This window comes from Neorhizobium sp. BT27B (genome assembly GCF_050455485.1).
Classification (GTDB): domain Bacteria; phylum Pseudomonadota; class Alphaproteobacteria; order Rhizobiales; family Rhizobiaceae; genus Neorhizobium.
In genome coordinates, this window is record NZ_JBCIYT010000004.1 from 270,625 (window position 1) to 294,569 (window position 23,945).

A 23,945-nucleotide genomic window follows, 5' to 3' on the forward strand; every position below is an offset into this window, starting at 1 on the left:
AAGCAAGGCCTTCTTATTTAGGACGAAAGACCCCGCCCCAAACCCCTCCCCACAAGGGGGAGGGGCTTAACCCGGCCGATCCGTTTTGGCTCAGTTGGGGCAGGTGGTTGCCGCAAGTTTTCTCCCCCCTTGTGGGGGAGATGGCCGGCAGGCCAGAGGGGGACTTGTCCGATATCCGTTCCCCTCCTCGACAATGCAAGAAGTGGGCAGGGCCAGAAAAACTTACTTCGGCAACTGGTCGCCGACCTGCTTCACGGCGTTGGCGACAACATCGCAAAACTGCTTTTCGGTAACATTCTGCGCGTTGGCGGACGCGGCGAGCTCCTGGTTCACACCCATGGCGGCGATCGTGCCTTTTTCGCCGATCTTTTCGGCTTCGTCGCCCTTGGTCGTGTCGCTCGGCGCCGGAATGAGCGCAATCAGCTTGCCCTGTACGGTGACGGCCGCGCCGTCGATATGGCCTTCGTTCTGGCAATATTTCAGGACGCCTAGTTGGTTGCGGGCCGAGTTATAGGCCATTTCCATCTGCTCGTTGGTGGCTTGCGCAAAAGCCGGCGCAACAAAGCCGAGCGCCACCAGACCGGTCAAAACGATTTTCTTCATCTGTGTTTCCTTAAAATCCCTAGCCTGACAATGATTTGGATATGCCAGCGGTCGCTTAATTAGGGTTCTGATCCGGTGCGGCCAGAGTGGATGGGCGCTTTTCCGGGGAATGCGAAAACCAGCGTGACACGCGGCGGCCCATGCCATCGAGATAGGTCAGCACCACCGGCACGAAGACCAGTGTCAGCAGCGTCGAGGAGATCAGCCCGCCGATCACCGCATGCGCCATCGGAGCGCGCTGTTCGCCGCCTTCGCCCAACCCCAGCGCCATCGGCAGCATGCCGAAAATCATCGCAAGCGTGGTCATGATGATCGGCCGCAGGCGCACCGCGCCGGCATCGGCAAGGCTCTGGCGCAGGGTCTTGCCATCGCGCACGCCGAGATTGGAGTAATCGACCAGCAGGATGGCGTTCTTGGTGACGAGGCCCATCAGCATGATGAAGCCGATCATGGAAAACATGTTGAGCGTCGAGCCGGTGAACAACAGCCCGAGCAACACGCCGATCAGCGATAGCGGCAGCGTCATCATGATGGCGATCGGCTGGATGAACGAGCCGAACTGCGAAGCGAGGATGATGTAGATGAAGATGACGGCGAGTACGAGCGACTGCACGGCATACCCCATGCTCTCGGCAAGGTTTTCCGCATCGCCGCCAAACGAGATGCGGTAGCCGACGGGGATATCCATCTTGGCGATGGCGGCATTGAGATCTGTCGTGATGTCACCCAGTGCACGGCCTTCGATATTGCTGGAGATGCGCACTTCGCGCGAAAGATCCTTGCGGGTGATGGAGTCCGGCGCCGTGCTTTCCACCACATCGGCAACCTGATCGAGCAGCACGGTGATCGGCTTGCCGTCGTCATCGGTGCGGCCGGTGGAAATGGTGAGGTTGCGCAGCTGCGCCGCGTCGCGCCGGCCCGTTGCCGGCAGACGGAGCGTCACGTCGTAGGATTCGCCATCCGGCGCATTCCACACAGAGATCGCATCACCGGCCACAAGAGGCCGCAGCGTATCGCCGATCGTGGAGATCGACACGCCGAGATCGCTTGCCGCTTCACGGCGTACCCTGACCGCGATGGTCGGCCGGACGTTCTCAATCGAGGATTCCACTTCCGTTGCGCCCGGAACTGCGGCAAGCGCTGTGGTGATCTGGTCGGAGATGCGGCGCAGTTCCTGATCGCCGTCACCGAGGATCGAAAGCTGCAGCGGTTTCGATGCGCCGCCCATGCCGGAGGACTGGCCAACGGAGATTTCCAACCCGGCAATACGGGCCAGCCGCTGGCGGATCGGATCGATGCTCTGTGCCGTCGTCACGGTGCGGTCGGCATTCGGCACCAGCTGCACGGCGACATTGGCCTGGTTGAAGCCACGCGCGCCGCCGGAATTGATGGTGGAATAGGTGGCCGAGACATAAGGGAATTCACGCAGTGCCTTTTCGACCTGGCTGACCTTCGCGGCCATATAATCGAGGGAGGACCCCTGGGCTGCCTCCAGCGATACGCTGACTTCGCCCTGATCGGCAGGCGGCAGAAATTCGGCGCCGATGCGCGGGATCAGAGCCAGACTTCCGACGAACATGGCGGCAACGATGGCAATCGTCGTCTTGCGGTGGTCGAAGGTCCAGTGGATGAGCGAACGATAACGCCCGGCCAATCCCTCGAACCAGTGATCGAACCGTTCGACGGCGCGGCCGATAAACCCGCGCTTGGCACCCTTCTGGCTTTGCGGATCATGCCAGACGCTCGACAGCATCGGATCAAGTGTGAAGGACACGAACAGCGAGATCATCACTGCTGCGGCGACGGTGACGCCGAATTGCAGGAAGAAGCGGCCGATCAGGCCGCCCATGAAGGCGACAGGCAGAAACACCGCGACGATGCATAGCGTGGTGGCGAGAACGGCAAGGCCGATCTCGTTGGTGCCATCCAGTGCCGCCTTGACGTGGTCCTTGCCCATTTGCAGATGGCGGGTGATGTTTTCACGCACGACGATGGCGTCATCGATGAGAATGCCGATCGACAGGGACAGCGCCATCAGCGTCATCGTGTTGAGGGTGAAGCCGAGCGCATAAATGACCGCGAACGTGCCGATGACGGAGATCGGCAGCGTCAGGCCGGTAATGACGGTGGAGCGCCATGAGTTGAGGAAAACGAAGACGATCAGCACCGTCAGCACGCCGCCTTCGATCAGCGTGCGTTGCACTTCCGAGACCTGCGAGGCAATGGCGCGGGAATTGTCGCGGGTGATGGTGAGCTCGACATTTTCCTTGGCAAGCTCGGTGTTGAGAGTGGTGATTTCCTTGCGCAAGGCCGAAGCCACCTCGACGGTGTTGGCCCCTTGAACCTTGACGATATCGAGACCGAGCGACGGCGCGCCCTGATAGGTAGCGCGGCTGGTGATTTCGGCGCCGGTATCGAGAATGGAAGCGACATCCGAGAGGTAGACGGGATAACCGCCGCTCTGGGCCACGATGATGCTGTTGAAGCCCGCGGCATCGGGAATGCGGCCTTCGACGGTGACGATGCGCTGGTTGATGCCGGAGATCAGTGTGCCGGCGGCGCGGTCCTGATTTTCGCGGCGAATGGCATCCATAATCGTCGAAACGCTGACGCCATAAGCCTCCAGCCGGTCGGGATCGACCACCACGAGGACCTGCCGCTCGCTGCCGCCGACCAGTGAAATCTGGCCGACACCGCCGATGACGCTCAGCCGGTTGGTGATGACGCGGTTGGCAAGCGTGGTGATTTCCGAAAGCGTGCGGGTGGGGGAGGAGGCAGCGATCGACAGGATCGGCTGGTCATCCGGGTTGAAGCGGGTGACCTGCGGCGTGTCGACTTCGTCCGGAAAAGTGGCTTCCAGACGCACCACGCGGTCCCGCACTTCCTGCGCGGCCACTTGGCTGTCCACGTCGAGTTCGAACTGCACGACGACGATCGAACGGCCCTCGTAGGATTCCGAGGTGATCGTATCGATGCCGCCGATGGTGTTGAGCGAGGATTCGATCGGCCGTGACACTTCGCTTTCCACCGAGGCCGGCGAGGCGCCGGTATAGGTGGTGGCGACGACGACGATAGGAAGGTCGGTTTCCGGGAACTGGTCGACCCCGAGGCGCGAATAGGAGAACAGGCCAACCACGAGGATCGTCACCATCATCATGGTGGCGAAAACGGGGTGACCGACGCTGATGCGGGTGAGAAACATATCAGAGGCCCTCGACGCTGACGGCGGTGCCGGCGACCAGGTCCGGCAGCGGCGCCGTGACGATCGTTTCGCCTTCGGTCACGCCCGACACTTCCACGAGGTTGCGGTCCGTCCAGCTCGTGCCGAGATTGACGGGTTGGCGGCGCAGCGCATTGCCGTCCACCTTCAGCACAAAAGTGCCGTCGCCGTCATGCCGGATCGCAGCCGTCGGCAAAGCGATCACACCCTTGCGATCATCAACCTTGAGAATGCCGGTGGTGAACATGCCACCACGCAGCAGGCCCTCATTGTTGTCGATGGCGACGAAAACGCGCACGGCGCGCGAACCGGCAACGGCGGTCGGCGAGATGCGCATCACCTTGCCGGCAAATGTGCGGCCGGCGAAACCTTCGACCGAAAGCTCGACCGGCTGTTCCAGCTGCACAAGCGGGATGCGGCTGGTCGGCACGCCGGCATCGACCTCCATGCGGCTGAGATCGACGATCGTCATCAGCTCGGTGTTGAGCGCAACGGTCTGGCCCTGCTCGACCGGGCGGGCGGACACGACACCGTCGAATTCGGCGCGCAGTTCGGCATAGGCTAGCGAGCGTTCGGAATCGGCGACCTCCGCCTGTTTCGAGCGCAGCTGCGCGCGCAGGTTCAACAGGTTGGCGCGCGCCTCCAGCCGGGTGGCGTCCGATGCGGCGCCACGCTCTCCCAGTGCCGTGTTGCGTTCAAGCACGGATTCGGCCAGCTCGACCTGGGCATTCAGCGCATCGACCTCTGCCTTGCGGGCGGTGACGGCCGAGGCCAGTCCCTCGGTGTCGAACCGCACCAGCAGATCGCCGGCCTTGACGACGTCGCCGATCTGCACGGGCAGTTCAACGATGGTGGAAGAGACCCGCGATGTCAGCGTCGACCGGCGGATCGGCGTCAGCGAGCCGGCGATGCGCACTTCCGTTGCGATATCCTGCCGGACAGCCTTGCTGACATCGACCGGGGCAAGTTCCAGCGGCCCTTCCAGTTTTGCCGGCTGTTGCGCGCTGGCACCGCCTGCCACCAACACAAGGCCGATGACGGCGACGGTTGCCAATCTGCTGAAGCTCGAAATGCCCTTGGTCGTCATGGTTTGTCCCTTTCAGGGTCATTGCCGGGTCGGTGCGCCGAAAACGTTGGGCGTGACCGGATCGCAAATGGGTAAAGTGCTGGCCTTGCGGATTGCCTGTGCAAGCTCGTGAACGACCTGCTCGGTGGTGAATTTCTGGCCGTGTTCAATGGAGGCGATGCTGATCGTTTCGTCGATCATCCGCATCGCCGCAGCAACGGTCGCGGCGCATAAGCGAACATCGAAATCCTTCTTCGATCGATCGAGCCGATCGGCAACGACGTCGATCATGTCCTGTTCGACCCGGTAACAGGCAAACAGCCAGACGGCGCGCAATGCCGGTTCCGTCGCCATCCGGGTGAGAAGCCGCACCACCAGAACGCCGTCGGCAATGTCTTGAGGCGATGCGTCATCGAGCCGGCAGCATTCATAGAGATGCGCTTCGATCGACACATTGCGGGGCCATTGCCGCAGCTTGGCGTGAAAGCGCAGGGCGGTGGATAAAAACAGCGGTTCGACGCAGCTTTCCTTCGAGGCGAAGTAGCGCCAGATGGTGCGTTCCGACAGGCCGGCAGCATTGGCGATCTGTGCGCCACTCGTGGCCGCCAATCCATTTTCCACGAACAGGCGGGCAGCATGGCGCGCTACGGTCAGACGGGCATCTTCGCGGCGACTGCTCATATCCTCTCCCAACCGGAACAAATCAGTTGTCGGTTTATGGCAATTATTATGGCAGTTAGTGACAATTTTGAGGCGTGATGCGACGCAGGGTATCGGCTCCGGCATGTCCGGCGGTTGGTCAGGCTCGGTTTCGGTTTTACACCCAGAAATGGTTTTTCGCCTTCCGTGCCCGATTGCTACGTGTTTTCAGTGGATCGTCGTCCCTCGCCTGTATTGATGTTTGATCTCGATCAAATCCGCCGAATTGAATAGAATTACGAATATCTCTGCAAATTTTAGACTGGGTGGGAGGTTTATATTGCTGGATATTTTCTATGCGCGATCAGGATGTTTCTTCCAAAAAGCAATTTTCGCTCGAGCGCGAAATTCCACTCGACTTTGCCGAGCTGTTTTTCTCCCGCACGGATGAGCGGGGAAAGATACAGGCCGGCAACACGGTCTTTCAGAAGATCAGCGGTTTCTGCTGGCAGGAGCTTCTTGGAAAGCCCCACAATATCGTTCGCCACCCGGATATGCCGCGCGCCGTGTTTCAGCTTCTGTGGGATCGGTTGCGTCAGAACAGGCCGACTGGCGCCTATGTGAAAAACCGCGCCAAGGACGGGCGTTATTACTGGGTCTACGCGATCATTTCGCCGATCGCGGCGGGATATATGTCGGTGCGCATGAAACCGAGCAGCGCGCTCCTGCCCATCGTATTGCGCGAATATGCGGATCTGTTGAAAGCGGAGGAGACCGAGGGCCTGTCTCCATCGCAGAGTGCGCAGCGTTTGCTGCAAAGGCTCTCTGCCCTCGGCTTTTCGAGCTATGATGGTTTCATGGGAGCCAGCCTGACGGCGGAACTGGCAAGCCGCTCCGGGCATCTGCAAAAGGATGCACATCCCGCCGTGGCGCTTTATGGTCAGCTGATGTCGGCATCGAAACTGCTGCTGGAAGCGGCGTCCACCATCGCCGCGGGTTATCAGAGATACCGTTTTGTGCCGCTGAACCTCACCGTGCAGGCAAGCCGGCTCGGCGATACCGGCAAGGCGATCAGCACGATTTCCAACAATTACGAGGAATTGTCCGGGCAGATCCGACTGGGGCTCGACAAGTTCATCGCTGCGACCGAGCGCGTGTCGCAGGCAGTCCATCAGGGTGCCTTCCTTCTTGCGACGTCGGAAATTCAGGATGAAATCGCCACTATATTCGACGGCGAGCGTCCTCTCCCGTATTTCGATCATGTTTCGGAAGCCGCGCTGCTGAAGCAACAGCGAGACCGCTACCGTCAGGATGCGGTGCGCACCGTTTTTGATGTCCAGCGCGAAGTGCGCCGCTTTGCCGAGGAGGTTTTTGAGATAAAGCGGCTGAGCGCCGGCCTCGCTGCGATCAGGGTGATGGGCAAGGTCGAGGCGGGTTATCTGGAAACGGCAGTGCTGTCCGATCTGCTGGCCGATTTGCAGGCCTTTCAGGACATATTGCGCAGCGGTCTGGATGACATCCTCAGCCTGAATGACGTCGTCAAGGTCGGCGTCGCGCAGCTGACCTTCGGCAAGCCGCTGTTTGAGGAAATCTAGTGCGGTTTCTGTTGACGGATCTGTGTATCGGTTCGACTTGCATCCGAACGTTTTGACATGTGTGTCGCAGCGACAACCGTGTAAACCAAACGCATGACTGCCTATTTCAGCCTGTTCATCGCCGCGCTCGTTGCCGCCACCATTTTTCCGGCCCAGTCCGAAGCGGTGCTGGTCGGCCTGATCGTCACCGGAGAATATTCGGTGTGGTTGCTCGTTGTCGTCGCCTCGGTGGGCAATGTTCTGGGGTCCATCGTCAATTGGCTTTTGGGCCGTGGCGTCGAGCGGTTTCGTGATCGCCGCTGGTTTCCGCTCAGGCCAAAAGCTCTCGAAAAGGCGCAAGCCTGGTATCGACTTTATGGAAAATGGTCGCTGCTGGCCAGCTGGTTGCCGATCGTCGGCGATCCTCTGACGCTTGTTGCCGGCGTGATGAAAGAGCCGCTGCCGGTTTTCATCCTTCTGGTCACGATTGCCAAGACGGCGCGTTACGCCATTCTTGCCGCCATCACGGTCGGCCTTGTCTGACTTGTTCGACCAGTAGCGCATGCTCCTTGCCGACGCCAAAATTCCAACCTGCATCGGCGCCGTCTTGCTTTCCGCCTGACAATCATCAGTTATGACTGCTTGCGAAGTGCATAGCGGGAGGCATCATGCAAACTGTGCTGGACGAGGTGGAGCGTCGTCGTGCCGAAGCGCGGCTGGGCGGCGGCGAGAAGCGTATTGCGGCTCAGCATGCCAAGGGCAAGCTGACGGCGCGCGAACGCATCGAGGTTCTGCTGGACGAAGGATCGTTCGAAGAATTCGACATGTATGTCACCCATCGCTGCACCGATTTCGGCATGGAAAACCATAAGATCGCCGGCGATGGCGTCGTCACCGGCTGGGGCACGATCAACGGCCGGCAGGTCTATGTTTTCAGCCAGGATTTCACCGTGCTCGGCGGCTCGCTGTCGGAAACCCATGCGCAGAAAATCTGCAAGGTCATGGATATGGCGGTGAAGGTCGGTGCGCCGGTGATCGGCCTCAATGACTCGGGCGGCGCGCGTATTCAGGAAGGTGTTGCTTCGCTTGGCGGTTATGCAGAAGTGTTTCGCCGCAATGCCGAGGCCTCAGGCGTCATCCCGCAGATTTCCGTGATCATGGGCCCATGCGCCGGTGGTGCCGTCTATTCGCCGGCCATGACCGATTTCATCTTCATGGTGCGCGACACCGCCTACATGTTCGTCACCGGCCCGGATGTGGTGAAGACGGTCACCAACGAGATCGTTTCTGCGGAAGATCTGGGCGGCGCTTCCACCCATACGAAAAAATCATCCGTTGCCGATGCCGCCTTCGAAAACGATGTCGAAGCGCTGGAGGCGGTGCGGCAGCTGTTCGACTTTTTGCCGGCTAACAATCGCAGCGGCGTGCCCTCGCGGCCGTTTCACGACGATCCGAACCGCCTTGAAATGCGGCTCGATACGCTGATCCCCGACAGCGCCGCAAAACCCTATGACATGAAGGAACTGATCCTCGCGCTCGCCGATGAGGGCGATTTTTTCGAGATCCAGGAAGCCTTTGCGAAAAACATCATCACCGGCTTCATCAGGCTGGAAGGGCAGACGATCGGTGTCGTCGCCAACCAGCCTATGGTGCTGGCCGGCTGCCTCGATATCGACAGTTCGCGCAAGGCGGCACGGTTCGTGCGTTTCTGCGATGCGTTTTCCATTCCGCTTTTGACGCTGGTGGATGTGCCCGGTTTTCTGCCGGGTGTGGCGCAGGAATATGGTGGCGTCATCAAGCACGGCGCCAAATTGCTGTTCGCCTATTCGGAAGCGACGGTGCCGATGGTGACGTTGATCACGCGTAAAGCCTATGGCGGCGCTTATGACGTGATGGCGTCAAAACATATCGGCGCGGATATCAACTATGCCTGGCCGACGGCCGAGATCGCAGTGATGGGGGCGAAGGGCGCAACCGAAATTCTCTATCGTTCCGAACTCGGCGATGCGGACAAGATTGCCGTGCGCCAGAGCGAATATGAGGCGCGGTTCGCCAACCCGTTCGTGGCGGCCGAACGCGGTTTTATCGATGAGGTGATCATGCCGCATTCCTCACGGCGGCGTATCGCCCGCGCGTTTGCCTTGCTGCGCAACAAGCAGGTGAAAACGCATTGGAAAAAACACGACACGATTCCGCTTTAGAGGAGGCCTGAAATGTTCAAGAAAATCCTCATTGCCAATCGTGGCGAGATCGCCTGCCGGGTTATCAAGACGGCGAAAAAGATGGGCATTGCCACCGTTGCCGTTTATTCGGATGCGGACGCCAATGCGCTGCATGTGGCGCTGGCGGATGAGGCGGTGCATATCGGCCCGGCCGCGTCGAGCCAGTCCTATCTGGTCATCGACAAGATCATCGAGGCGATCGCCAAGACCGGAGCGGACGCCGTGCATCCCGGTTATGGGTTTCTGTCGGAAAATGCGGCTTTTGCGGCAGCGCTGAAAGCGGCGAACGTCGCCTTTATCGGCCCGCCGGTCGGTGCCATCGAGGCGATGGGCGACAAGATAACCTCGAAAAAGATCGCGGCCGATGCCGGTGTTTCCACCGTGCCCGGCCATATGGGGCTGATCGGGGATGCGGATGAGGCCGTGAAGATCGCGACCTCGATCGGTTATCCGGTGATGATCAAGGCCTCTGCCGGTGGTGGCGGCAAGGGCATGCGCATCGCCTGGAATGACGCTGAGGCGCGCGAAGGTTTTCAGTCGTCGAAAAACGAGGCCAGAAACGCCTTTGGCGATGACCGGATTTTCATCGAAAAATTCGTCACTCAACCGCGCCACATCGAAATTCAGGTTCTTGGCGATAACCACGGCACCACGCTTTATCTCGGTGAACGCGAATGCTCGATCCAGCGGCGAAACCAGAAGGTGATCGAGGAAGCGCCATCGCCCTTCCTTGATGAAGCCACGCGAAAAGCCATGGGCGAGCAGGCGGTCAAGCTGGCCAAGGCCGTTGGTTATCACTCGGCCGGCACGGTGGAATTTATCGTCGATGGCGATCGCAATTTCTATTTTCTGGAAATGAACACCCGCCTGCAGGTCGAGCATCCGGTGACGGAACTGGTGACCGGCATCGATCTGGTGGAACAGATGATCCGCGTTGCCGCCGGCGAAAAACTCGGTTTTGGCCAAGACGATATCAAGTTGAATGGCTGGGCGATCGAAAGCCGGCTTTATGCCGAGGATCCCTATCGCAACTTTCTGCCGTCGATCGGCCGGCTGACGCGCTATCGCCCGCCGGCTGAAGGTGCGATGGCCGATGGCACGATCCTGCGCAACGATACCGGCGTGTTCGAAGGCGGCGAGATCTCGATGTATTACGATCCGATGATCGCCAAGCTTTGTACCTGGGCGCCGGGCGAGGGGAATGTGGCCCGTTTGGCCGCTGTCGATGCGATGGCGGAGGCGCTGGATCGTTTCGAGCTGGAGGGGATCGGCCATAACCTGCCATTCCTGTCGGCAGTCATGAGCCAGGAGCGGTTTCGCAGCGGCCGGTTGACGACGGCCTATATCGCGGAAGAATTTCCGGATGGGTTTGACGGTGTCGCACCGAATGATCTGTCATCAAAAAAGCTCGCCACCATCGCGGCCCTCATCAACCGAACGATCCGCCTGAGAGCCGCTGAAATTTCGGGAGTGCTTGCCAATCGCCGGGCTGTTGTCGGAGACGACTGGGTGGTGATGTTGCCGCATGGCGAGGTCGCGCTGTCTCTGAAGGACGGAAGCGACGCGGTGTTTGCCGACGGTTCGTCATTGTCGGTAACCTGCGACTGGTTGCCGGGTCAGACGCTGGCGCAGTGTGTCGTCGGCGGCGAAAGTTTGGCGGTAAAGGTCAATCTTGTCGGCTCGGCGATCCGTCTTCGTGTTCGTGGCATCGATGTTTTGGCACGCGTGCGCTCAAAGCGGGTCGCTGGCCTTGCGCGGCTGATGCCGGTCAAGCTGCCGCCGGATACGTCTAAAATGTTGTTGTGCCCGATGCCGGGCGTGGTCACATCGATCACCGTTCAGGCCGGTGATGCGGTGGAAGCCGGCCAACCGCTCGTCTCGGTCGAGGCGATGAAGATGGAAAACGTGTTGAAGGCCGAGCGCAGGGGCGTGGTCAAACACGTCGCCGCCGAGCTTGGCCAAAGTCTCGCGACCGACGATCTGATCATGGAATTCGAGTGACGGTTTGGCGGATATGGAAACGGCGGGACGCTTTCGCTGTCCCGCCGTCTCGTTGTTTCAGATGAATTCCGAAAGGATCAGAATTCTTCCCAGTTGTCGGTGGCGGCTGCCGTTGCCGCACCGCCGCGGCCGGTAAAGGCCTGGGCGATCTTGCCGACCATGCCGCGCGCCGGCGAGGCTTTTGGTGTCGAGCGGGGCGAAGCGGCCATGACGGCAGCGGTCTGGCGCAGGGCCGATGCCGGATTTGTCGAGGCGGCATTCTGGCCAAGCTGGAACTGGCTGATCAGCTCGCGCAGGCGTCCGGCTTCGGTGGCAAGCGTCGCGCCGGCAGCATTGGCTTCTTCCACCATGGCTGCGTTCTGCTGGGTCACCTGGTCCATCTGGTTGACGGCCGTGTTGACTTCCGACAGGCCGACCGACTGTTCGCGCGAGGATGTGGCGATCGAGTCCATATGCTGGTTGATCGTGACGATATGTGACTCGATGGTGCGCAATGCCTCACCAGTCTCCCGCACCAGCTTGACGCCGGTGCCGACCTCGATCGAGGATTTGCCGATCAGGTCCTTGATTTCCTTTGCGGCATTGGCCGAACGCTGGGCGAGTTCGCGCACTTCCTGGGCGACGACGGCAAAACCCTTGCCGGCTTCGCCTGCACGCGCTGCCTCGACACCGGCATTCAGAGCAAGCAGGTTGGTCTGGAAAGCGATGTCATCGATGACGCCGATGATGTTGGAAATCTGGCCGGACGATTCTTCGATGCGACCCATTGCCTGCACGGCATTGGCAACGACGGCACCCGACTGGCGAGCACTTTCATTGGCCTGGATTGCCACCGTGCGGGCCTCTTCGGCGCGCTTGGAGGAATTGGAGACGTTGACGGTGATCTGGTCGAGGGCGGCGGCCGTCTCTTCCAGCGAGGCGGCCTGCTGTTCGGTACGCTTGGAAAGGTCGTCGGCACTCTGGCTGACCTCGCGCGAACCGCTGTCGATGGCGCTGGTTGCCTGGGCAACCGAGCCGAGTGTGCCGCGCAGCTGGCTGACGGCGGCGTTGAAATCGGCACGCAGGCTTTCGAAGTCCTCGGCGAACGGACGGTCAAGCTGGTAGGCGAGATTGCCAGCGGACAGATGCTGCAGGCCAGTGGCCAGGCCATTGGTGGCTTCCGCCATCTGCTCTGCACGCAAGCGCGCTTCCTCGGCATTCTGGCGGCGCTGCTCTTCGGTCATGTTGCGCTGCTCGTCGGCCTGGCGCTCCAGTTCCTTGGTTTTCAGGGCATTGTCCTTGAACACCTGAACGGCGCGGGCCATGGCACCGGTTTCATCCGGGCGGCTTTCACCTTCCACCTGCGCATTCAGATCACCGGCGGCGAGGCGTCCCATCGTCGAGGTCAGGCGACCGATGGCATTGCCGAGCGATTTGGCAAACAGGAAAAATGCGGTCAGCGCGATGATCGAAGTTGCGAGGGTCACGCCGAGCATGGTCCACAATGCGCTGCGGGCTGCAGCGGCAATCTCGGTCGTGTCGGTGCCGATTTCGAAAACGCCGATCTTGTCGCCGGAGAAGGACTTGAACGGAACGGCTTTGACGAGCATGTCGCGGCCGCCAAGCGTTGCAGGTTCAAAAACCTCTTTCCCGTCGAATGCAGCCTGAATGGTTTCTGCCGGCAGGAATGGATTGCCGCCCTGCGTCGAGGACTGGTTGGTCAGCTTGCCTTCCTGCGTAACATTCACCGAAATCTCGGCGCCAAGGCGGTTGGCGAGCGGGTTAAAATAGGCATTGGAGAGTTCCGTGCCGATATCCACGACGCCGACAACGGTTCCGTCAACGATGACAGGGGCGACGGCGTAGATGCCGATGCCGTTCTTGCCGGGTTCGATACCGGCGGCAAGCTTGCCAGTCGAAACGGCGGCCTGGATCGTCTTGCGGCGGCCGATAACGTTGTCGCCGAATTTTTCCGGCGAATGTATACGGGCGACGATATCGCCCTTGGCATTGCCGATGGTGATGATCTGCAGTCCGCCGACCTCCTTCATCGTTGCCATGTTCTTGGAGAACTTGTTCAGCAATGCCTGGCGGTCATTATTGGCAATATAACCGGCAAGATCGGGCTCTCCCGAAAGTGTCAGCGCCAGTGCGGAAGCAGAGCGCTGGATTGCCGCCATATCTGTCTGGATGACTTCGAGATCACTGGCCGCCTTGCTGTAAAGCGCCTTGTCGCTCATGTCGGCCTGACGGTACCAGGCAAGTCCGCCGATAGCGGCGCTGGCGAAAAGCACGGCAGCAAAGCCGTAGCCGGTGATCTTTATCCACAGCGGGCTTCTTATGTTGGTATCGGTCATTACACTGAATATCCTAGTACAGCGGAGCGAAAGACGTTGTTCTCCGTGGACCATTCGTCAAAATATTCAATTTTAGATAAATTTCACTTATCAAGAAGATTAAATTAAAATATAAACTCGACTACCGGTTGCGATATTGTATGTGACTTGCAAATGCCACAATCTTACGTGTTATTTTGTGTCAGTATTTTTCTGACAGCAAGGTATATCCTATGGTTGCATTGCAGATGACGCGGCGCTTTCTGATGTCGGGTTTGGTTGCCGCAACCATGCTTCCGTCTCGTGTCACTGCTGCCGGCTTTACTGTGCCGGACAGCCTGCCGGCGGAAAAGCAGGACTATTCCATCGCCCGGCAAGGATTTCGCACGCATCTGCTGCGCCGGGGCCCGTCACCGGAAAAATCCGCAGCGCTCGGCACACCGCCCGGCGCCCGCACGGTGACGTATCCGGGTGGTCCGCACGGCTCGATCGAACTGATCGCCTGGCTGTCGGAATATCAGCCATCATCGAGGTTGAAGCCGGCCGTGCTGTTTCTTCACGGTGGCAATGCCACCGGCGATGGCCATTGGGCGCTGATGAAGGCCTATTGGGAGGCCGGTTTTATTGTGCTGCATCCATCTTTCCGCGGGGAGAACGGACAGGCCGGCAATTATTCCGGTTTTTATGATGAGACGGCGGATGCGCTTGCTGCCGCCAGCTACCTGGAAAACCTGGCCGGCGTGGATCGTAATCGTCTTTTTATCGCCGGCCATTCGAATGGCGGCACGCTGTCGCTTCTGGCTGCAATGACGCGAAAATTCCGGGCGGCGGCGCCGATTTCAGCGGGCGTCAATTCCTGGCGCTATTTTCACCGCTATTCGGATGAAATGCCGTTTGACGGCTCGAACCCGCGAGAATTCATCATGCGCTCCTCGGTCTGTTTCGGGTCGAGCCTGAAATGCCCGACGCTGCTTTTGCGTGGCAGCGAGGAGCGTCCGTTCGATGCCGACCACGAATTGCTGATGGCGCGGGTGCGGGACGCGAAGATGCCGATCGACAAGATTCTGCTGCCCGGCAATCACACTGGCGTGGTGCCGGGCGCGGTGGTGGAAAGCATTCGCTTCTTTAATCAGTTCGCTTAGAGCGATTGGACTGCTGATCAGATCGCGCCGAACAACAGCGATCGATGCAGGCCGGCGCCGGCCAGATTGCCGTCTCCGACAGCCAGTGCCACGGAGGCCATCGGACGCGCCGCATCCCCGCAGGCAAAGACGCCGGCCATGCTGGTTTCCTTCATCGGGTCCGTCCTGATCACCGAACCGACCGGGTTTTCTTCGAGTTGCAGGCCGAGTTGATGCGCCAGCGGGCTGGCCAGTTCGAAGCGGGCCAGCGCGAAAAGGCCGGCGAAGGAGAGGATGCGGCCATCTTTAAGGCGAATGTCCGCATGTCCGGTGATTTCTTCGATCGGGTTGCGCTCGAGTGTGACGCCGCGTGCATCGAGGTTTTTCAGCTGTTCGGCGTCGGGTTCGAAGGCATTGTTGATGAGAAATGTCGTCGGCCCCCAGTCGGGCAGCATCAGCGCGTGATGCATGGAAAGATCCGAACCGGCGATGACGCCGATCTGCCCCTGATTGAGTTCGTAACCGTGGCAATAGGGGCAGTGAAACACCGCCTTGCCCCAGCGTTCCTCCAGCCCGGCAATGTCCGGCAGGATGTCGCGCACGCCGGTCGCCAGCAGCAATCGTCGCGACAGGTGGCGCTGGCCGGCAGTGGTGACGGCAAAGCCTGTTTCTGTGCGCTCTGCTGTTTCGGCACGGCCGGCAAGCCAGTTTATGGTCGGGTATTCCATGACCTGCGCCCGCGCTTCCGCTGCGATCACCGCCGGATCGATACCGTCCTGTGTCAGAAAACCGTGTGAGCGGGCGGCAAAGCGGTTGCGGCGCTTGCCCTCGTCGATGATCAGCACATCGCGACGGGCACGACCAAGCTGCAAGGCGGCGGAAAGGCCGGCATAACTGCCGCCGACAATGATGACGTCATGGATGTGATCGCTCATGGCATGCTCCCGTGAAGTTTCGAAACAACATAAGTTACGTGAAATTACGAAGTCAATAGTCACGCAACTTTTGTTGTGACGAGTGATGGCCGGCCATGGTATTGGCAGGGAGAGAAAACAGGCCCGATGGGCGGATAGGGATGAAATGCGACAGGACAGCCGGCTTTCACGCATGTTGCATGTGCTGATCCACATGGGCCATCACGACGGTGCGTTGACGTCGGATATGATCGCAAAAATGCTGGACACCAATCCGGTGGTTATCCGCCGCACGATGGCGGGCCTGCGGGAAAAAGGCTATGTTGCCTCGGAAAAAGGACATGGCGGCGGCTGGACCCTGTCCCGTCCGCTTTCCGAACTGACGCTGCTCGATATCTATCGCGCCGTCGGCGAGCCTTCGGTCTTCGCTGTTGGTCCGGCCTACGATATGCCCGGCTGTGTGATCGAACAGGGCGTCAACGCGACGCTGAAGGATGTTTTTGCCGAGGCGGAGCAGTTGCTGTTGAAGCGTTTTGCCGGTGTGACGCTGGCCGATATCGCGCCCGATTTTGCGCCTCCTGCCGCCAAAAACGAGGCTGAAGCCAAAGGATGCCGCAGCGACTGATGGCATGATTGGACATTCGTTGCTGCCATCACAAAAAATCTCCAGCTTCGCGCCAGTTGCGATGTCTAGTTTGACCGCGACGTCATCTGCCGGAAGCGGTTCTGCCCATGTCCTTGTCTCATCTGCCTCTTCGCCGCGTGTTCGTGCTTGCCACGACATTGTTCGCGACCACCAGCCTTTCCGGCTGCCTGTTCGTTACCGACACGACGCTGATGGATCCGGCCGTTTTCGTGCAGCAGACCGCTCCAGTCTTTGCCGTTCCCGAATATGCGGACCCACCGAGCAACAATCCACCGCCGATGCCCGGGGCCATTCCGCATAAACGCCAGCTCTACCCGACCGATTTCCACCAGACCTATGGTCTGCCTGTGTCCAACCCGGTGCATCGCACGATGTATGAGGTGATGCGCGACGAGGGCCATACGCTGCCGGCCATCCCCACTTCGCGTGTCGACCAGCGTTACCTGAGGCAGGAAGTCTCCTACCAGACAGCGGAAGCGCCGGGCACGATCGTCGTCGATACCAAGGCGCATTTCCTCTATCTCGTGCAGGAAAACGGCAAGGCGATGCGTTATGGCGTCGGCCTCGGCAAGGCCGGTTATGGCTGGACCGGCCGTGGCACTGTACAGTGGAAAGCCAAATGGCCGCGCTGGACGCCGCCGGAAGACATGGTTGCCCGCCAACCGGATCTGCGCCAGTTTGCAGCCTCCGAAGGTGGCGCGACACCTGGCCTCAACAATCCGCTCGGCGCACGCGCCATGTATATCTACAAGGACGGCAAGGACACGCTTTACCGCGTCCACGGCACGCCGGACTGGCAATCGGTCGGCAAGGCGACGTCTTCCGGCTGCGTTCGCATGTTCAACCAGGACGTCATCGATCTCTATAACCGCATTCCGGCCAAGACCACGATCGTGGTGATCTGATCACGGTCACGGAAAATGTCGTGGCGATCACGGCAAAGTTCTGAGCCTTTGCGTGGCCGGACAGCCGCGACCGGCCTATTGTTCCTGACAGACGACAAGCGGCCTGATCCGTCCGGAACGAGCGTGTGGAACAAATCTTCACGATCCTCGTTTAAGCCGGTCCCGCCTGACGTCGAAAGCCGCCGACGCGGCCTGATGTCCTGTAACGAAGTCGAAACGGCCCCCATGACAGACACGATGCTCTCCCGCCGCAACCTGCTCAGCCTGATGGCTGTCGGTACGGCTTCAACTCTGGCCAGCTGCGCCTCCTCCGGCCCGGTCACCCGTGGTTACACCATCACCTATCGCGACAATGCCACGCAGGTGGTCGATCCGTCGCTTGGCGTTGGCAATAGCGAACTCGACGTCATGTACGGCCAGATCGCCGATGGCGGGTTCGTCATCCCTGCCGTGCCTTATCAGAAAATTCCGCCGCGCTTTTATCGCCAGCGCGTGTCGAATACGACCGGCCAACCGGCCGGCACAGTTGTCGTCGATACGCAGTCGCGCTTCCTTTACCTCACCGAACCGGGCGGCACTGCCATGCGTTACGGCGTCGGCATCGGCCGGCAGGGATTTGCCTGGCAGGGCGAGGGCGTCATCCAGTGGCGTCAGCGCTGGCCGAAATGGACGCCGCCGGACGAAATGATCGCCCGCCAGCCGGAACTCGTCTCTTATTCCGCCAAGAATGGCGGCATGTCGCCGGGCCTCAAGAACCCGCTCGGCGCCCGTGCGCTCTATATCTTCCAGAATGGCCAGGACACGCTTTATCGCCTGCACGGCTCGCCGGAATGGAATTCGATCGGCAAGGCGGTATCGTCCGGCTGCGTACGCCTGATGAACCAGGACATTATCGACCTCTTCGACCGCGTGCCGGAAAAGGCGCGCGTGGTGGTCTGGCAGTAAAATTTTCGGTCGGGCGGGAAAAATCTCGCCCGGTCCCTCACATCTTCAGAGCGGCAATCAGCGCCCTCAGCGCCGGTGGCGATTGTCGCCGGCTGGGATGATAGAGGTGGAAACCCGGAAATGTCGGGCACCAGTCGGCCAGAACCTGCACCAGTGCGCCTGACGCAATTTCGTCGGCGACATCGTGCTCCATGATATAGCCCAATCCGGCACCGGCGCGAACGGCTGCCGCCGGCAGGTCGCCGTCATTGGCCACCAATGGTCCGCTGGTGCGGATCCTGATCTCCTTGCCGTCCTTTTCGAATTCCCATGGCAGAAGCCCGCCTGATGTCGTCAGCCGGTAGCCGATACAGGCGTGACGCTCCAGATCGTATGGCGTCAACGGCGGCGGAAAACGTTCGAAATAGGAGGGCGTGCCAACCACCACCGTGCGCAGATCCGGCCCGAGCTTGATAGCGATCATGTCCTTGTCGACGGATTCTCCCAGCCGAATGCCGGCATCGAAACCGGATGCCACGATATCGGTCAGCCCGTCGTTGATGTCGACCTCGACGCGCACATCCGGATGCGCCAGCAGAATGGCCGGCAGTTTCGGCAAAAGCACCATGCGCGCAGCATAGGCGAAAGTGGTGATACGCACCGTGCCGGAGGGGTTGTCGCGCCATTCCGCCAGCGCCTCCAACCCGTTGTCGATTTCCGTCAGTGCCGGAGTGAGCGATTGCAGCAGCCGCTCACCCGCCTCTGTCGGTGCCACGCTGCGCGTCGTGCGGGCCAGAAGCCGCACGCCCAGCCGCTCCTCCAGCCCGCGCATGGCGTGGCTGAGCGCCGAAGGCGACATGCCGAGAATGGCAGCGGCGCGGGTAAAACTGCGTTCGCGCGCCACCATCGCGAATGCCATTAGATCATTGAGCTGACTGCGTTCCATTCATGCATTCTGCTCACAAGTGCATGCGGCGGGCAATGGCTAATCCCGCTGCGGGCCGGGCGCTACATGCATCTCCATCACCACGAAGGAGATTGCAGATGGACCTCACCAGCTACCGCACACTTGGAAAATCCGGCCTGATCGTCAGCCCGCTGGCGCTCGGCACCATGACATTCGGGGCCGGCCGCTGGGGCGCCGGCGAGCAGACGGCGCGGGCGCTGTTCGACGCCTATGTCGATGCCGGCGGCAATTTTCTCGATACGGCCGATATCTATTCCGGTGGTGAAAGCGAAGCCATGCTGGGGCGTTTTCTCTCCGACAGCGGCCTGCGGGATCGTTTGGTCATTGCCACGAAATCCGGTTTTCCGCGCGGGCAGGGCACGCCGCTCTGGGGCGGCAATGGCGCCAAGAACATCCGGCTCGGCATCGAAGGCTCTCTGAAGCGGCTGCAGACGGATTATATCGACATGTATTGGGTGCATGTCTGGGACCGTACGACGCCGGCCGAAGAGGTGTTGCAGACGCTTGGCGATGCCGTGCGCGCCGGCAAGATCCTGCATTACGGCTTTTCCAATACGCCCGCCTGGTATGTAGCCAAGGTGGCGACGCTGGCCGAGGCACATGGCCTGCCAAAGCCGATCGGCCTGCAATATGCCTATTCGCTGATCGATCGTGGTGTGGAACTGGATCTTCTGCCGGCAGGTCACGAATTCGGTCTCGGCCTTGTGCCGTGGAGCCCGCTTGCCGCCGGCCTTTTGACCGGCAAATATGGTCGCGACAAGATCGCCGATGCGTCGGGTGCCGGTGCGCTGCCCAATAGTGGTTCGGAAGTCAGCGAAAACGGCAGCGATGGCCGGTTGAACGGCGACAACCCGTTCGGCGGCATGCTCTTTACGGAACGCAATTTCGATGTGGTCGATGTGTTGAAATCGGTGGCGTCCGAGATCGGCCGTTCGCCGGCAGAGGTGGCGCTGAACTGGGTGGCCAATCGCCCCGGCGTGTCATCTGTGCTGATCGGCGCCAGCCGGGCGGAACAGTTGTCGCAGAACATCGCCTCGCTGGATGTGCGGCTGAGCGATGAGCAATCGGCACGGCTGGAACAGGCAACGGCTTTGCCGCTGCTCAATCCCTATTTCATTTTTCAGATGCCGACCGATCGCCTTTTTGGCGGCCAGACGGTGGAGGCGTGGCCGCACCGCTGAGCCTGAATGCGCCGTCGCCTACCGTGCAAACCGGCGGGCGGCGGCAACACAGCCGATCACGCCGATCGTGGCGACCAGCATCAGCGGCGTGACGGTTTCGCCAAGCAGCGTGGCGGCAAGCGCCAGGCCGAAAAATGGCTGTAGCAGCTGCAACTGGCCAACCGAGGCGGTGCCGCCCTGTGCCAGCCCGCGATACCAGAAGATGAAGCCGATCAGCATGCTGAACAGCGACACATAAACGAGGCCTGCCCATGCCGGGGCGGGAATGTTTGTGAGGGTTTGCGGCCATGTGACCATCAGGCCGACAGCCATGACCGGCAGCGACAGGGTGAGTGCCCAGCAGATTACCTGCCAACCGCCCAGCCGTTTCGAGAGCCGCGCACCTTCGGCATAACCCAAGCCACAGACGATCACGGCCGCCAGCATCAGGCTGTCCCCCAGCGGCGAGGCCGTCAGGCCTTGAGCCACGGCAAATCCCGCCACCAGCAGGCTGCCCAAAGCCGAAAACACCCAGAAGACCGGTTTTGGCCGCTCGCCGCCGCGCATCACGCCAAAGATGGCGGTTGCAAGCGGCAAAAGGCCGATGAAGACGATCGAATGTGCCGAGGTAACGTGCTGCAGCGCAATCGCTGTCAGCAGCGGAAAACCGAGCACGACGCCGAGCGCGATCACGGCCAGCGAAATGAGATCCGCCACCGAAGGCCGCTTCTCCTTGAAGGCGAGCAGCAGGGCAAGGCTGAGCACACCGGCAATGGTGCCGCGTGCAAACGTCAGGAAAAACGGATCGAAACCGGTCACTGCCAACCGTGTCGCCGGCAGCGAGCCGCTGAAAATGATCACCCCGATCATGCCGTTCACAAGTCCGGCGACGCGATTATCGAGCGGGCGGTCGAGGGCGGTGTTTACCGGCTGGGTCATGATATTGTCCTGCTGTGTCGCTCTGTGTGCCGAAGCGCGCGTCTCCCCGATGCGGGGAACGGCGATCCTGCGGTCTGATCTATCGGCCAAATCGCTTGGCGTTGCCATCGACAGTCTGATACAGTTCGATCAAACTGTTATGGTGTATCGGGCAATACGGATGAATGAAATCGGCAGGATTTCAAGGCAGGCTGCAGGCTCTGATCCTTCCGGCGAGGGCACGACCCGCGTCGGCATGGTGATGGCCACGATCCGGCAGCGTATTGCCGCCCGCGCGCTCACTCCGGGTGCAAAACTGCCATCGGTGCGCGGCCTTTCCGCCAGTCTGAAAGTCTCCACATCGACGGTTGTCGATGCATATGAGCGGCTGGTGGCGGAAGGCGCGATCTTGTCGCGCCCCGGTTCCGGCTTTTATGTCGCGAGCCAGGCGGCGCCGTTTTCGCCGGCCGATGTCGGGCCAAAGCTCGATCGTGTGGTTGATCCCTTCTGGGTGTCGCGGCAATCGCTGGAGGCGGCGGAAGAGGCGCTGAAACCCGGTTGCGGCTGGCTGCCGCCGTCATGGCTGCCGGAGGAGGCTATTCGCAAGGCGCTGCGCGGCCTGTCGCGTTCGAACGGTTCGCTGCTGACGGACTATGGTTCGCCGCTCGGGCTGCCCGGCCTGCGGCAGCTGATTGCAAGGCGGCTGGCGGACCATGCGGTGGATGTGGCGCCGGATCAGATCATACTGACGGATTCCGGCACGCAGGCTATCGACCTGATCTGCCGCCTGCTGCTGGAACCGGGCGATACGGTTCTGGTCGATGATCCGTGTTATTTCAATTTCCACGCGCTTTTGCGCGCGCATCGGGTGAAAATCGTCGGTGTGCCTTATGGTGCCAATGGGCCGGATGTCGAAGCCTTTGCCGCAGTGCTGGCGGAGCACCGGCCAAAACTCTACATCACCAATTCCGGCATCCACAATCCGATCGGTGCCATCCTCTCGCCGGTTGTCGCGCACCGCGTGCTGAAACTTGCCGAACAGTTCGATCTCACCATCGTCGAGGATGATATCTTTGCCGATTTCGAGCATGTGCCGGCGCCGCGGCTGGCCGCCTTTGATGGACTGGACCGCGTCATCCAGATCGGCAGTTTTTCCAAGGCGCTGTCGGCCTCGATGCGCTGCGGTTTCATCGCCACACGGCGGGAATGGCTGGAAGGGCTGACCGACCTGAAGATCGCCACCAGTTTTGCAGGCGCGGCGCTCAATGCCGAGCTGGTGCGCGCAGTGCTGAGCGATGGCAGTTATCGCAAACATCTCGAAACGCTGCGCAGCCGTCTGGCGCGGGCGATGGTGGATGTGACCGCCCGTCTGAAGGCGATCGGTATCGAGCCGCTGCTGCAGCCGCAGGCCGGCATGTTTTTGTGGTGTCGGCTGCCCGGTGATGTCGATGCCGCCGACATCGCCCGGTTCGCACTTGAAAAAGGCGTGGTGCTGGCGCCCGGCAATGTGTTCAGCCTGTCGCAATCTGCGAAAAACAACATGCGCTTCAATGTTTCGCAGATGAGCGATCCGCGGGTTTTCGACGTGTTGATCGCCGCTCTGAAAACCTGAAACGCAAAAAGGCGTGGACATGCCACGCCTTCGAAATTTGCATCAACCGGCTATGCGATCAGACGAACTGGCTGAGGCCCGGCACCGATGCGATGACCTTGTCGACCACTTCGTCGCCGGCATGTTCGCGGGCAACCGCCATGGTTTCGCGTGCAAGCGCGGTGATCTCGCCCATGCCGAGGCCCTGTGACATCAGCTGCTGGCCGAGCGCCATCACGCCACCGCCGAAACTCGCCATCAGGCCACCCAGCAGCCCGCCGCCACCGGCGCCCTCGCCGTTGAACCTGGCAACCAGATCCGTCGCGCCGGGAATGGATTCGATCATCGTCGCCACGGCGCCATCATCGGCCTCGCGCTGCAAAAAACCAAGCATCATGCCGATCGCCTTTTCGGCGACATCAGGGGCAAGACCGACATTGTCGGCGATGCGGGATACGAGTTCGTTCATAAACACCTCCACAGGCTGAAAATTGACGTTTACGTTAAAGTCATTCGCGTCGACGGGCAACGGGGTGGGGACGGGAATGTGGAAAGATTTTTTGATCCCTCGACGCGTGATGTACCTCGGAAAAACGAGGCCCGCCATCTGCGCCAAAGGCAGACGCTGACAATGATCAATATCGCGCCTCTCCCGTGGACGATTAGCATGTCGATTTGGCAAAGACAGCGACAGCTTTGCGTATCAACCGTTTCGTGAACGGATGAATTGTCGCATCCTGTGGTGAGTGCAGCATCCATCCCGCCTGCTGTTGCGCCAATCGTGTGATCGAGCGGAAATCTCGTCAGTGATTGTCCAGCAATGCGCTGTACGACATGACCCGATAGTGCTCAACGAATTCCGGCCTATCGAGCAGGTAGCGGTCATCCTCCGGGTAATAGCGGGCGAGTTCGGGATTGTCGCCGGCAAATGCCCGAATGGCGTCCATGCTGCTCCACCAACTCAGGGCGGAAACCTCGCTTACGCCGTCGCCCAGCTCGCGAACGATAATCTGGTGGCCAAGATTGCCTTGGGTCTTGTGAAAATCATCTCCGCCGGTATCGGCGACATAGCGGACGTAATCCGCTTCATCGGCGGTTCTGATACGGGCCGTCCATTTTCGCAGAATAACAATCGGTGCCATGTGTAAGCTCCTGCGGA

The 23,945-nt window shown here is 60.5% G+C and carries 20 protein-coding genes; 10 read left to right on the forward strand and 10 right to left on the reverse strand.

Annotated elements, in window-relative coordinates:
* Positions 1-222: 222 nt before the first annotated feature.
* From AAIH70_RS13035 to AAIH70_RS13050, 4 genes are read right to left on the reverse strand one after another with little or no spacing between them, the layout of a single operon-like run.
* Positions 223-603: a pore-forming ESAT-6 family protein gene (locus tag AAIH70_RS13035; RefSeq protein ID WP_132275112.1), complete on the reverse strand. Its 381-nt coding sequence runs from the start codon at positions 601-603 to the stop codon at positions 223-225.
* A 55-nt stretch (positions 604-658) separates the two neighbouring features.
* Positions 659-3,805, reverse strand: coding sequence for an efflux RND transporter permease subunit (locus AAIH70_RS13040; RefSeq protein ID WP_430034327.1), 3,147 nt, complete (start codon positions 3,803-3,805; stop codon positions 659-661).
* 1 nt (position 3,806) lies between these two features.
* A complete protein-coding gene (locus tag AAIH70_RS13045; protein WP_132275107.1) occupies positions 3,807-4,910 on the reverse strand; it encodes an efflux RND transporter periplasmic adaptor subunit in 1,104 nt (367 codons plus the stop codon).
* A gap of 18 nt (positions 4,911-4,928) precedes the next feature.
* Positions 4,929-5,570 (reverse strand): TetR/AcrR family transcriptional regulator, encoded by a 642-nt coding sequence (locus tag AAIH70_RS13050; protein WP_165932041.1) that lies wholly within the window; start codon positions 5,568-5,570, stop codon positions 4,929-4,931.
* A 314-nt stretch (positions 5,571-5,884) separates the two neighbouring features.
* On the opposite strand from AAIH70_RS13050, the gene AAIH70_RS13055 reads away from it, so the two are divergent.
* The 4 genes from AAIH70_RS13055 to AAIH70_RS13070 all read left to right on the forward strand — a co-directional run bounded on the left by AAIH70_RS13055 (position 5,885) and on the right by AAIH70_RS13070 (position 11,325).
* The gene (locus tag AAIH70_RS13055; RefSeq protein ID WP_132275101.1) at positions 5,885-7,123 is read left to right on the forward strand and encodes a PAS domain-containing protein; all 1,239 of its coding nucleotides are present in this window, start codon (positions 5,885-5,887) and stop codon (positions 7,121-7,123) included.
* A gap of 93 nt (positions 7,124-7,216) precedes the next feature.
* Complete coding sequence (locus AAIH70_RS13060; protein ID WP_132275099.1) at positions 7,217-7,645, forward strand: YqaA family protein; 429 nt, start codon at positions 7,217-7,219, stop codon at positions 7,643-7,645.
* 125 nt (positions 7,646-7,770) lie between these two features.
* Positions 7,771-9,303 carry an acyl-CoA carboxylase subunit beta gene (locus AAIH70_RS13065; RefSeq protein WP_132275096.1) on the forward strand — a complete coding sequence of 511 codons (1,533 nt, stop codon included), beginning with the start codon at positions 7,771-7,773 and terminating at the stop codon, positions 9,301-9,303.
* Between the two features lie 12 nt (positions 9,304-9,315).
* Complete coding sequence (locus AAIH70_RS13070) at positions 9,316-11,325, forward strand: acetyl-CoA carboxylase biotin carboxylase subunit (RefSeq protein ID WP_132275093.1); 2,010 nt, start codon at positions 9,316-9,318, stop codon at positions 11,323-11,325.
* Between the two features lie 77 nt (positions 11,326-11,402).
* On the opposite strand, the gene AAIH70_RS13075 is transcribed toward AAIH70_RS13070, so the two are convergent.
* Positions 11,403-13,661: a methyl-accepting chemotaxis protein gene (locus tag AAIH70_RS13075; protein ID WP_430034332.1), complete on the reverse strand. Its 2,259-nt coding sequence runs from the start codon at positions 13,659-13,661 to the stop codon at positions 11,403-11,405.
* A 212-nt stretch (positions 13,662-13,873) separates the two neighbouring features.
* Here AAIH70_RS13075 and AAIH70_RS13080 point away from each other — a divergent pair, with 212 nt between their 5' ends.
* Complete coding sequence (locus tag AAIH70_RS13080; protein WP_132275088.1) at positions 13,874-14,782, forward strand: alpha/beta hydrolase family protein; 909 nt, start codon at positions 13,874-13,876, stop codon at positions 14,780-14,782.
* Positions 14,783-14,799: 17 nt separating this feature from the next.
* Here AAIH70_RS13080 and AAIH70_RS13085 read toward each other — a convergent pair whose 3' ends face one another.
* Positions 14,800-15,696, reverse strand: coding sequence for an NAD(P)/FAD-dependent oxidoreductase (locus AAIH70_RS13085; RefSeq protein ID WP_132275085.1), 897 nt, complete (start codon positions 15,694-15,696; stop codon positions 14,800-14,802).
* A 145-nt stretch (positions 15,697-15,841) separates the two neighbouring features.
* Between AAIH70_RS13085 and AAIH70_RS13090 the strand changes: the two genes are divergently transcribed.
* The 3 genes from AAIH70_RS13090 (at position 15,842) to AAIH70_RS13100 (ending at position 18,171) form a co-directional block, all read left to right on the forward strand.
* Positions 15,842-16,300, forward strand: coding sequence for an Rrf2 family transcriptional regulator (locus AAIH70_RS13090; protein ID WP_132275082.1), 459 nt, complete (start codon positions 15,842-15,844; stop codon positions 16,298-16,300).
* A gap of 107 nt (positions 16,301-16,407) precedes the next feature.
* Positions 16,408-17,226, forward strand: coding sequence for a L,D-transpeptidase (locus AAIH70_RS13095; RefSeq protein WP_132275080.1), 819 nt, complete (start codon positions 16,408-16,410; stop codon positions 17,224-17,226).
* A 225-nt stretch (positions 17,227-17,451) separates the two neighbouring features.
* Positions 17,452-18,171, forward strand: a complete 720-nt coding sequence (locus AAIH70_RS13100) for a L,D-transpeptidase (protein ID WP_165932040.1) — start codon at positions 17,452-17,454, stop codon at positions 18,169-18,171.
* A 37-nt stretch (positions 18,172-18,208) separates the two neighbouring features.
* Here AAIH70_RS13100 and AAIH70_RS13105 read toward each other — a convergent pair whose 3' ends face one another.
* Positions 18,209-19,096 carry a LysR family transcriptional regulator gene (locus tag AAIH70_RS13105; RefSeq protein WP_132275075.1) on the reverse strand — a complete coding sequence of 296 codons (888 nt, stop codon included), beginning with the start codon at positions 19,094-19,096 and terminating at the stop codon, positions 18,209-18,211.
* A 98-nt stretch (positions 19,097-19,194) separates the two neighbouring features.
* Here AAIH70_RS13105 and AAIH70_RS13110 point away from each other — a divergent pair, with 98 nt between their 5' ends.
* A complete protein-coding gene (locus AAIH70_RS13110; RefSeq protein WP_132275072.1) occupies positions 19,195-20,298 on the forward strand; it encodes an aldo/keto reductase in 1,104 nt (367 codons plus the stop codon).
* Between the two features lie 18 nt (positions 20,299-20,316).
* On the opposite strand, the gene AAIH70_RS13115 is transcribed toward AAIH70_RS13110, so the two are convergent.
* Entirely contained in the window at positions 20,317-21,216 is a 900-nt protein-coding gene (locus tag AAIH70_RS13115) for a DMT family transporter (RefSeq protein WP_132275069.1), read from the reverse strand.
* Between the two features lie 160 nt (positions 21,217-21,376).
* Between AAIH70_RS13115 and AAIH70_RS13120 the strand changes: the two genes are divergently transcribed.
* Positions 21,377-22,807 (forward strand): PLP-dependent aminotransferase family protein, encoded by a 1,431-nt coding sequence (locus AAIH70_RS13120; RefSeq protein ID WP_132275067.1) that lies wholly within the window; start codon positions 21,377-21,379, stop codon positions 22,805-22,807.
* 58 nt (positions 22,808-22,865) lie between these two features.
* Here AAIH70_RS13120 and AAIH70_RS13125 read toward each other — a convergent pair whose 3' ends face one another.
* Both AAIH70_RS13125 and AAIH70_RS13130 read right to left on the reverse strand, forming a co-directional pair.
* The gene (locus AAIH70_RS13125) at positions 22,866-23,255 is read right to left on the reverse strand and encodes a hypothetical protein (RefSeq protein WP_132275064.1); all 390 of its coding nucleotides are present in this window, start codon (positions 23,253-23,255) and stop codon (positions 22,866-22,868) included.
* Positions 23,256-23,589: 334 nt separating this feature from the next.
* Complete coding sequence (locus AAIH70_RS13130) at positions 23,590-23,928, reverse strand: hypothetical protein (protein WP_207908261.1); 339 nt, start codon at positions 23,926-23,928, stop codon at positions 23,590-23,592.
* Between the last annotated feature and the right edge of the window lie 17 nt (positions 23,929-23,945).